Raw genomic sequence first — 10715 nt, 5'->3', positions numbered from 1 at the left:
AATAGATATATACTCAAGAAATCGCCTAAAAATAGACCCTATAAATGTAAAAATATGATCATTATGTAACTAAAACAGTGTGATATCGATAATTCCTTTAGAGAAAATCAATCAATAACTTGATTGAAAATTGGTTGATATATTATATATAATCTCCTTCCGAGTAATGAATAGAGAAGAGCAATTTAAGACGAAGAGTCTGAAAATGCAAACAATGATGTTATGTTAGATCTCTTTTTTTAAACTGAAAAGAGATTGTTAACCAATATATTTTTTTATTACAACAGATGAAGTCTATTTTGTCAGTCAACAGAAAGACAAGAAGATTCTACGACCAAAACTCAAACCTAAACAGGTACGGATTGCGCGGTACCCTCGTCACTCCTAAAAACATATCGTTCCTACCCCCACAATCCATACCAAAATTATTTCCTGGATCGTCAATTTTAAATTGACTGTTCTTCACCACACAGAAACAACAGAAAGGTTTTATTCTAACGCGCAACAGAAATATAAAGTCTTAACAAGCAAGATTAGCAGGGCCCCTCGTCACTCCAGATACATCTCGTTCCTACCCCCCAATTCTTGCTGCAGAACCCTCCCCTCAGACCGTCCGGTACCAACTTCGAACAGTGCGTACTTTGTACACACAAAATATATTTTATTGAGAAAAAAGTGCTTTTATTCTGCGACCGATCTTCGAGACGGATTCAATTCCCGATATCCAACAAATTGAATCACCGCTACGCTAATGCTGCGCAAGACCTGTTCGATCAACCTACCCTATCTCCAATTTTCTGACAACTCCGATCAGCAGCGTGCTATTAAAGGCGGCGTGAATACTGCCCCGAAAGCACCGCTCCGGAAAGTGCATAGTCGCAAGCGACCGGAGCGGGAATACCGGGCTCAAATTCGCCCGGTAATATCTGTACGTTCCAGAAATGTTGTCATACGCTTTGATATATCGTGCCATTCGTGAATATTTTCACGTATGGCGTCATCATCCCGTTTTGTCAAAACGGAATACGCCGCGTATTTGCTTCGGTTCTCGCAGAGAAATCTTCGAACGCTTGCCACGCCTGAATTTATTGACAACATTTTTCATACGGAAGTTGAATCGTAACGCGATAGGGTAAAGAGCATAAGAAACACGTATGACATTACGCTTGCGCTCCATGTCAGTCGGCATAGCCGACCGTGTTTCCTACTGCGTCGTTTCGATGCCCTGCATCTCGCTCCTTGCCCCTGCAGGGTGCTCATAAGAAGCTTCCTACTCGGGCGCTTCTAACTAAAAATTCAACACTTCGCTCTCGTTCTAAACGCATGGTTTTTCTCTCTCTCTTCGTAAAAAATAGAGTAATACATCTGCGCCATTGCCACTTGGCAATGCTATTCAAACGTGTACGTTTGAACAGCAAAACGCGCTCAAACATTGTACGTACAGCGTGTGACATCTTCGTTGCCAACGGCATGCGTTGCCAACGAAAAATCTAGCTGTTCAACAAAATCAAAACCCTTTAAAAATAAAAGAGGGATCTAATAGATCCCCTCTGAAACTACTTGTCGCCAACGGCATGCGTTGCCAACAAACTTACAAATTAATAGAACATAATATGAGGATGTAAAAATTCTGAACAACCATATTAAGGTATAGATAATTTTTCACTAGAGTAATTCTGGCTTCAGGAGACGTGCTCCCTAGCCAGAAGATCTACTATGCATAGATTTCTATTTCCTGAAATACAAGAATTCATTTTTAATACAGAATCATAGAGAAGTAGTAAGGCATAACACAAAAAAACTAACCTAATATTAATAATCAGTACAATTAATTAATATAGGATCCTAATTACTTAAGCTATCAATCTGAGTGATTTTATTAAAAGATCTAAATGTCCGAAAATGCAAATTTCGTTTACCTTTAATAACTGAAAGGTCTCTATCTTCTAAGTGAAAAATATTGCCAATCCAAGAAAAACATTTTTAGACTTTGAAATTGAGAAGAACACAATTCATCATTCATCAATTTCTATGTTTTATGTAATATATAGCTGCAGGATCTGTTCAACTTTAAATTTGTTCCTCCGATTAAACCTCACTAACAATTCAACATATTTTTTCAAAATAACTGTCATATATGAAATAACACTTTAGGGCTTATCATATTTTTGTTTTTAGAAGTCACATAATTCCATCTTTACTTCCAGATTCATTACTTAGAAGTTTTAGTACTATCTACTTCGAAACCATCTTACTAAGTCTTTAGAGTAGTGAAAATATTGAATGCGACATGTCTAGTCATGTGATATTGATCCTCATGTTTTATAACACCTGCCGCCATGTCCGATAAATATAATGACCAAATAAATAATTACATATTAGAAGTATATAAACCTTCATACAAATAAAAGGGGACTGATCATTGTGAACACAAATAATAAAAATCTAAAATATCGTAAAATATCCATACCTAATATCAGAAACTTCGAACGGCACGTACAAAACCCATTTGCCGAGCAATTTAGAAAACGAATCTTTAAAAATCAAATATATTTTACAATGAAGACAAGCTTCATTATTTGGGTATATATTAAAAATTTAATCTTGTTTAATATTCCTTCGTTTGCCATACATTCAATCCTATTATTCCTAAGCTTCATGAACAAATTAGTGTTGAATGAGGATATTTCATTCGTTACAACAACTTGTGGGCTTCAGTTACTTGCACTCGCTTATGCCTCATGCACTCTACTGGCATTTCGTAGAATTAACGACCATATGGCTTATTACAATAACACCATGTTAATTAGCAAGCACGACATTAATAGGACTCTTGTGAAAATGTTATGGAAAGAAATTGAGCGTGGAGATAACAAAGAAATTGATGTGATGGATCATTATCGTCTCAAGTTTATAAAACAAAGTTTATTCCCTACCAAAAGAGAGCTGGCACTTGAAGAGCAACTATACACTAGAAATCAGACAAGTAAACATGATGCTGTACGTCAAGGATCCGAAATGCGTTATGATCGCTTGTCCCTGGAGAACAAAAGGGAAGAACATATTGCAGCTAAACACATCAGTGATTGGAAACAAGAAGAATATGGCGGCCAAAACGAATACGAATTACTGGTACAAAAATATAGTCATCGTGCTGCTCCCGTTATTAGAAACATCATAAAAGAATTAGAGAACGAAGCAATTTCATAATTTAGTATATATTCATGAAAAAAGCAGACGACAATTGTCGTTTGCTTTTTTAGTTAAAGGAAGAAGGTTAAAATGTGATTTATATCTGCCAAAAATGTGAAGCAACATATGACAGTATTAACGACGAATATCCACCGGATCAAGTTAAAGATGGGTATTGGTGTGAGTGTGAATTTTTCAACTATTTTGACTCCACCAAAAAGCGTCCCCCATATATTCTTTTTTTAGAAACCTCGAAAAACCAAGAATCCGTAATCAAACAGAAACCAAAAATTAAATTAAAAAAGCAGCTTTCCCCTTTACGATACCCTGGTGGGAAAGGTAAAATCGCCGACAGATTACTCCTATCTATGCGGCCTGAGCAACTAGAAACCCTTATAAGTGTCTTTGCAGGAGGAGCAAGTGTTGAGCTAGCTTTATTAGAGGCTAAACAAATTAAAAACCTCATACTCAATGACCTTGATTATGGAATTTTCTCATTATTTACTTTAATCAAGTATCAACCAGAAGATCTGATCCAACGACTTAAAAGTTCTGACCCAAACCATGATGATTTTTTTATAAACAGAGAAATTATTAAAAATGATTACAAAGGTATGGACGTGATGGATGCTGCATGGGCTATGCTCATCGTCAACCGACTTGCATATTCAGGGATATATAGCGCAAATCCTTTAGGAGGCAGAAAGGGAACTAAGGAACAACTACTTAGTAGGTTTAATAGGGATGCGTTATGTAAACGGATCACCCAAATACATCAAATGAGTGAGCGTATTCAAGTACACCAACAAAATGCAGTTGAATTCATCGAGGAACACATGTGGCACGACCATAGCACTATCTATATTGATCCCCCTTATTATCAGCAGGGTCACGCTTTATACCGGCATTTTTATACTGAGGAACGACATATAGAAGTTGCTGAATTGATAGATAGTATATACGAGGAATTTCCTAATGTTGATTTTATTGTGACTTATGACAATCATTCATTCATTCGCGATCTATACTACAAATATGCAACTCAAATTGAGTTGAATCGTCGCTATAGCGTATAATTTAAAGCACACATGAAGATCAATAATATACTATGAGGGGGCTTATGGGTACTATGGAATTTAATAATGATGTATTAGAAGATTTTTTACGTTTCGCTATCAAAGGTAAATCTAACATTGCTGTCGTTGGCTCAAATCAGTCAAAAACGAAGGAGTTATTTAACTCTCTTAAAGTGCTCATTCCTGATGAGTACAACATCGTTACTATCGATATGGACTACGAATCTGGAAAGTATATTCTGTTTGATCAAGTAAGTATGGTTTCATCTGTCGTTCGGGAAAAAATCTTGAATGCATTAACACTAGGAATCCAAGTAATTATTCTTCCCTATATCACCAAAGTAGAAGAGCTAGAAGCTCTCGATACGTTTGCAAATGTCAAATTATACGTCAAAGGTGATACTATAAAAGTTGTGGATAAAAGAGAAATTTTAATGATTACTGAATCTGGAGATCACTATGTACCTTTTATAACCAATCCTGATGAAGAACTAATAGGCAAGATTGCAAGTAACCTATCACCCACTGATCGATCAGAATTTGAGACATTTTTAAAAGTACATTGGTTTGATGAGTACATATAGATATACAAAATGGCTTCAAAAATGTCCGTGCGTAATCAGAAGCAATATTTATGTCTCTGTATAAAAATTCAACGGTAATGAATACGAGTTAAATTAAGCCCATAGAAGCAATATTAGGGAACCTCAATTGAGGTTCCATTTTTATTTACTCAAAAAAGTACATAGCTTCGGATAGGATCAATTCGTTACTCAAATTAATGTATTTATTATAATTGCAATCTAATGTTTTCCTTGCGGAAATCACTTACGGATAAACGATTGCCGATAAATAAGGTAGTCCATCAAATCATGCACTACAAAAAAAACTTTCATAGAACATGCGATTAACTTAAGGAGGGAAATCATGTCCTATACATATAAACCTGATGATATGTTTTATGATGTACTTTCATTAAATAATATATTTATCGTTACCTGGTGGCTGCCTGCAGTAAATGTCATTATCGTTTCATATTTAGATGATCTAATGGTCATAGATAGTTCTTCAAAAGAAGACGAGGTTCGTAAATATATCTACCTACAAAATCCGAAACTATGGAAATATAAAACGGAAATTGTTTTTGAGAACCTTGGTAATACCGGATGTATACGTGAGTTCAATCCCGATCCGGGCAAAACGGGCGGATATTTAGGTCTGCAGAGTTTCGCTAAGCGTCTAGGTCTAACTAATGCAGCCACATACATAAACGCACATATTGATCAACGTGACGTAGAAGTGAATGGAGTTAGATATCATCCTGCTTTTTACCCTGTGAAGCAAACAGATCCTGATTATGATGAGCTTCAGCATGGGTACCGTTTCGGTTATAACTCAAAACATTATCACACGACCATTTTAGCTGAGCTCTTTTCGCGCATACATCCAGCATACTTTACAACCCACTTTATTAATCAGCCCGTGCTTATCGATCGTGAGACACCACTAACAGCGAACGATCTTCATCAATACCACAAAGAGTTACACCATGAACCTTGGCTTAAAAGCATGTCACAACGTTTAGCGTATGGCATGTCAGCAGATCTAGACGAACAAGGAGATTACAACAGACATGCTTGGCTATCACGAAAAGGGTGGCTGCTAAGTGGTCGTTTTATTGATGTATCTCGTTTAAACGAAAAGTTAAAGTCTGTAGAATTAAAACGTTTACTTGCTACACTTGGTCTTCCAATAAAAGAACCTAGAAGACTTGAATGTAATGCTCCACTTAGTTCAATCGAGCAAGTTGCAGACCATATGAACTGCAGCATCTTTGACGTAATAAATCTTCAAACGCTCTTTGAGGAAGAACTGTATCAAAACTCTTTTCATATTCGTGGGAAACTTCTTGATGATTATCCGCAGACTATCTTTGCTTCAAGAATACAAGACAACACTCAAAATCAAACCGAGCAGGCTGATACAGGCAACTACTTAAACATTCGGGAAAATCGACTCACACGCGATTCTTCAAGTGCTTCATTCGTCGAGTATGCCATTGCTCCATATAAACCTATTAAAGATATTGAGAAGGTCTCTTTCTTTTATCCTTCAGAAATAGAAGCTAAGAAGCTTGGAATTATTCCTTCTGACATATTGGAAGATACCAAGGACTTTTTTGAGCGGAACGTTACAAGTGACCCAAAGGATCCTGCACACCAGGATTTTATGCAGGTTTATGAGTTCTATGATTCGATTCGTGGACGGAACTTTAATCAATCCAGTACTTATAGAGAACATTATCCGAATGGTTTAGCTAGTTTGGATAAGTCCTATATCAACGAACTCATGACAAGATATAATACCAATTTGTTTTACTTCAATAAAAATGAAGACGGAAAGGTGTTCCCTTCGTCTTGTTACGCTAACTTTTCAATCGGTGGAATACACGGAGCAGAAATTAATGTAAGACGTTTACGTGAGGATCTAGAAGAAAGCAGAAGAGATCAAATCATCCAGGAATACGTGGAAGGGTTGTACCCGTCTATTACTGAAGCACTTAAAGGTGATTTGACAGTTACAATACCTCAGCATATACAGTTACCCAAACGATTTGTAGGCAAAGTTAGCAATGATCATAAAATTCCACTTCATGAGTTCACTAAATTTGGTTCACTGCAACCCAATGCTGTATGGCGAGACAAAACAAATGTTGGACTGTTTAAAAGAAATTCATCCGGAAACTGGACTATTCAATCTAGATATAACTTTGTCACTTCAGGATCTAGTCTACATCAAGATTACGAGTCATTTTTTCCAGTGCTACTCTCGCGATTATCTGTGTTTCTTAATCCAAGTTATCACGGATATAAAGAAGACGGGGAACCAGCAGATCCATATTACAAAATGTACATGCAGCGTATTCAAAAGAAACGGGAATCTAAAGATCAGTCTCTACCTGAAGGAGTTCGAGATATTATAAAGCTTGAACAAGAATCGAGAAAACTGCTAATTAATGCTGCGTCCGGAATTGCAGATGCTAAATTCGATAATAACATACGTGCTAATAACGCCATAATTTCAATGCGTATCATTGGACAACTGTTTACGTGGCGCATTGGCCAGGCGTTAACAAGCGCCGGCGCACGGGTAGCATCAACCAATACAGATGGATTATATACGATGGATATCAGCAAAACCGTTAATAATCAGATCCTACAGGATGTTTCAAAAGATATGTATCTCAAAATTGATTCGAGCACGCTCGACCACTTTGTATCAAAAGACTCCAATAGCCGATTAGAGTGTAACAACGGAAGGATCTTATCTGCTAAAGGCTCAAGTCTCAGTTCCTGGGGAGGCCCCCAACTCACACAAAATTTGGATCATCCCGCGATCGTAGATTATATTCTATCTAAATATTTAGCTAGCTACGTAGATCCCGTTAACCAGCCATATCAATCTTCTGCTGTTAATCTCTTGCTACATGAATTTATTAATGAGCATTTGAATGCGGGCACACCACAAACTGCGCTAAGATACTTTCAATGGATCATATCAAGTTCAATCAATACTCACCGGTATCTATTCAAGAGGTCAGTACAATTAGAAACTGGTGAAATTACTAATCAAGCATTACCGCGCCATAACCGTGTATTTATGACTGATATCCAAAGAAAGGAACACCAAGAGATTAAGATAACAGCATGCAGTCCGATTAACAATGTGTCATGGGAGATAAGATACAAAGAATATCAAAAGGGCGACCGTCCTTATTCAGCAATATTGGATCACGATCCAGATGCTTTAGAAGTGTTACTCCAAAATGGTATAGATCTAAAGACATTAAACCGGAATCCAGTGTCCTTACTTTACAAACATGAAGCCAAAACACAAAAAATTAAAGGGATGCCTGAAGGTCAACAAATTGCAATATTCAATAACTCAGTAATTGACCTACCCCACGATCGAGCTGTTCAAATGATCAATGCTCTCGATTTAAGAGCATACGCCAGGATGATAGAAAAGAGTTTCAATTTGTGGTCGAACATCTAAACTAATCAAATTAGAAATATACAAGTGTCGATTCGATTGATTAATACGATTTTTCAACGAATCGACCAATTAATGATTAGACAATTATGGCCATTAACTCAACATACCTGAACATGAATTACTGCGGGTCGCTCAGGCTGCAGGTAGCATTGTTTCACTCAATGGACTCCAAAGGAAAATTTCAGCATACAGAGAAAGGGTTGCACTACAGTTTGGATGTCTACATATGATTGCTACTGTTCACCCTCATAATAGTTACAGTCGCGATAACCTTATTAAATTAGGGTTTTCTTTAGCTCTGAAGAGTAAGAGATTGAATTGTGGGCCGAGAGACATTATGTACAAGACCATTAGGTAGTTTCAAACCAATAAAAGCGTCACAAGCCAAACATGAGCTTGTAGACGCTTTTATCATTTCTATAGACCCTTCAGTTATGTAGAACTTAATTACGACGAAGTGAAAGCCCCAGCCAAGAAAAACATATTTCTTCTTTTCTTCAGAAACAGAAAAGAAGAAATCGATCAATAAAGTGAACAATTTAATAATGTTAATAAATGATTCATTCCAAGTGACGTGAAAGGGGGATCATCCGTGACCTTATATTCAAAACGACCAGGATTACTTGCTGCACTTGTGCGTGGTGTTTGGTATCTAATTGAAGGTGAACAGGCATGGGAAGCCATATGTTCCTTTGCACCATCCACATTAGGAAAACAACATAGAACAAACAGCAAGACATACAAAGAAGCGATCAATGTACTAAGACAAAATAAAATTGCTTTGTAAAAAGGAGATTATATATATGACAACCACAGAAACAATTCAGCCTGTTAATATTCAACCCATTGAAGAACGAATTACTAATTTGATTGATGTTTACACGCAAGATAAGACAGAAGTTACTAATTTGAAAAATATGCTGCGAGAAGCTGAGCAAAAAGTTATTGATTCAGGACGAAATATTGTCTTTATGCAACGTATTGCTCAAATTGCTGGATACGAACAGAATATAATGTTATGGCAAGACAAGCTAATTGATCAATTTCATGAGGATCATGACTACGAATGGATCCAGCATCACGAACTCAATATTGCAACTTTACGGTTTGATATTGCAGTTGTGAAGAAAAGGAAATTAAAGAAATATAAATATCTCGTAGTAGTCAGTGGAGCATTGCTATATGTATCAGAAAACATCAACGCTGTAGGAGACACCTACAAGGACTACGATTACGTTAAAACAAAATACGGCAATGATGAATTAGAGTTACAAAAGAAATTTGTAAATCATGAAGATGCCCTTGCTTACGTAGAGCTCTGGAAAGCACGTCTCGAATTGGATCATTCAGAAAAAATTCAAGAAGAACGAGAGATCTATCAAGAGCTCATTGACGCTGGTCTAAAATATGATTATGAAACAGCTCGAAATCTTAATAGGAACCGACCTCATAACTCTGGTTTAACAACACTTGAAGATATTGGGATTATTCATAAAACGCGCCATATTTAAGGCGCGTTTTATTTTTAAAGTGTAAGCGAATTTTAGAGTTAAAAGTATTGTAAAACGCTGAATGATCAGAGAAAATGGGATTATATTACTATTATATTTTGAAATAAGATTTAAAATGAATTATAATCAGTACTTCATAAATTAAAGAAGGGACGACTCTTCGTCATGAAAAACAGAAAAATCCGGGGGGCTCGACGAATTGCTGACCGTATTATACGAGAGATTGAAGCCAATACAACAGAGTTTCCGGAAACTGATTTCTTTGAGAATGACTGCTGGCATCTTGAAATACCAGGCCCTCAAAAATATTTAAGATCTGAACGCACACCAAAAAAAGAAAAGCGCCGCTGCCTTCAAAGTATGATCGATCGTGCAGAATATCTAATCCAGCAAAGACCAGAACAGAAAGAATCATTTAAAATAATGGTTGTACTTGATATTGGTGATCTTTGGAGTTCGCAGATCATTGTTGGTACACGAGATGCAGATTTTGATCGTTTCATTTATCCCATCAATCCTAACCTTCGGAGGATCAAGCAACCAGACTATAACAAACTAAACCGAGAATGGGGACTAACTATACCAGATCATTGGAGTCTAACAGGGTTCCGTGAGTTTATAAGAGAAAAAAATGAGCAATTAGAAGGAGAAATATGGTTCATCGCGCAATAAAAATATAGTCTATAACCCGTATGGCACTGCAACTCACTATCAAGTGAGGAGCAGAACCTACGGGTTTTTTTGTGTTTTGGATCAAAAGATTAATAAATTTTTGTGGAAATTATTTTTACAAGAAGTTAAACAATAACTTATATATTAAAGGTATCAAAAAATATATATAGATATTATTTTTAAAATTAATGTTAAATTAATATTATTT

7 protein-coding genes are annotated in these 10715 nt (G+C 36.4%); all 7 read left to right on the top strand.

The genetic code is table 11. The features are described 5' to 3' along the window. Window positions 1–2658: 2658 nt before the first annotated feature. The gene (locus tag ASD24_RS20985; protein ID WP_235540736.1) at window positions 2659–3210 is read left to right on the top strand and encodes a hypothetical protein; all 552 of its coding nucleotides are present in this window, start codon (window positions 2659–2661) and stop codon (window positions 3208–3210) included. A 74-nt stretch (window positions 3211–3284) separates the two neighbouring features. Continuing rightward, window positions 3285–4268, top strand: a complete 984-nt coding sequence (locus ASD24_RS20980) for a DNA adenine methylase (RefSeq protein WP_056700151.1) — start codon at window positions 3285–3287, stop codon at window positions 4266–4268. 53 nt (window positions 4269–4321) lie between these two features. After that, window positions 4322–4852, top strand: coding sequence for a hypothetical protein (locus ASD24_RS20975; protein WP_056700149.1), 531 nt, complete (start codon window positions 4322–4324; stop codon window positions 4850–4852). 343 nt (window positions 4853–5195) lie between these two features. Then, a complete protein-coding gene (locus ASD24_RS20970) occupies window positions 5196–8324 on the top strand; it encodes a hypothetical protein (protein ID WP_056700146.1) in 3129 nt (1042 codons plus the stop codon). 592 nt (window positions 8325–8916) lie between these two features. Continuing rightward, window positions 8917–9111 carry a hypothetical protein gene (locus ASD24_RS20965; protein WP_056700143.1) on the top strand — a complete coding sequence of 65 codons (195 nt, stop codon included), beginning with the start codon at window positions 8917–8919 and terminating at the stop codon, window positions 9109–9111. A gap of 16 nt (window positions 9112–9127) precedes the next feature. Next, window positions 9128–9835: a hypothetical protein gene (locus ASD24_RS20960; protein WP_056700140.1), complete on the top strand. Its 708-nt coding sequence runs from the start codon at window positions 9128–9130 to the stop codon at window positions 9833–9835. A gap of 165 nt (window positions 9836–10000) precedes the next feature. Next, window positions 10001–10507, top strand: a complete 507-nt coding sequence (locus tag ASD24_RS20955; protein WP_056700132.1) for a DUF3916 domain-containing protein — start codon at window positions 10001–10003, stop codon at window positions 10505–10507. Window positions 10508–10715 lie beyond the last annotated feature (208 nt).

It is taken from the genome of Paenibacillus sp. Root52 (assembly GCF_001426865.1).
GTDB lineage: Bacteria > Bacillota > Bacilli > Paenibacillales > Paenibacillaceae > Paenibacillus.
The sequence above is the reverse complement of the archived record's forward strand: the minus strand, read 5'-3'. Positions and strand labels throughout refer to the sequence as shown.

What these genes read in the sequence shown, in the direction of transcription:
- ASD24_RS20985 (WP_235540736.1), top strand. Translation starts at nt 2,659, where the DNA reads ATGAACAAATTAGTGTTGAATGAGGATATTTCATTCGTTACAACAACT.
- ASD24_RS20975 (WP_056700149.1), top strand. Translation starts at nt 4,322, where the DNA reads ATGGAATTTAATAATGATGTATTAGAAGATTTTTTACGTTTCGCTATC.
- ASD24_RS20970 (WP_056700146.1), top strand. Translation starts at nt 5,196, where the DNA reads ATGTCCTATACATATAAACCTGATGATATGTTTTATGATGTACTTTCA.
- ASD24_RS20960 (WP_056700140.1), top strand. Translation starts at nt 9,128, where the DNA reads ATGACAACCACAGAAACAATTCAGCCTGTTAATATTCAACCCATTGAA.
- ASD24_RS20955 (WP_056700132.1), top strand. Translation starts at nt 10,001, where the DNA reads ATGAAAAACAGAAAAATCCGGGGGGCTCGACGAATTGCTGACCGTATT.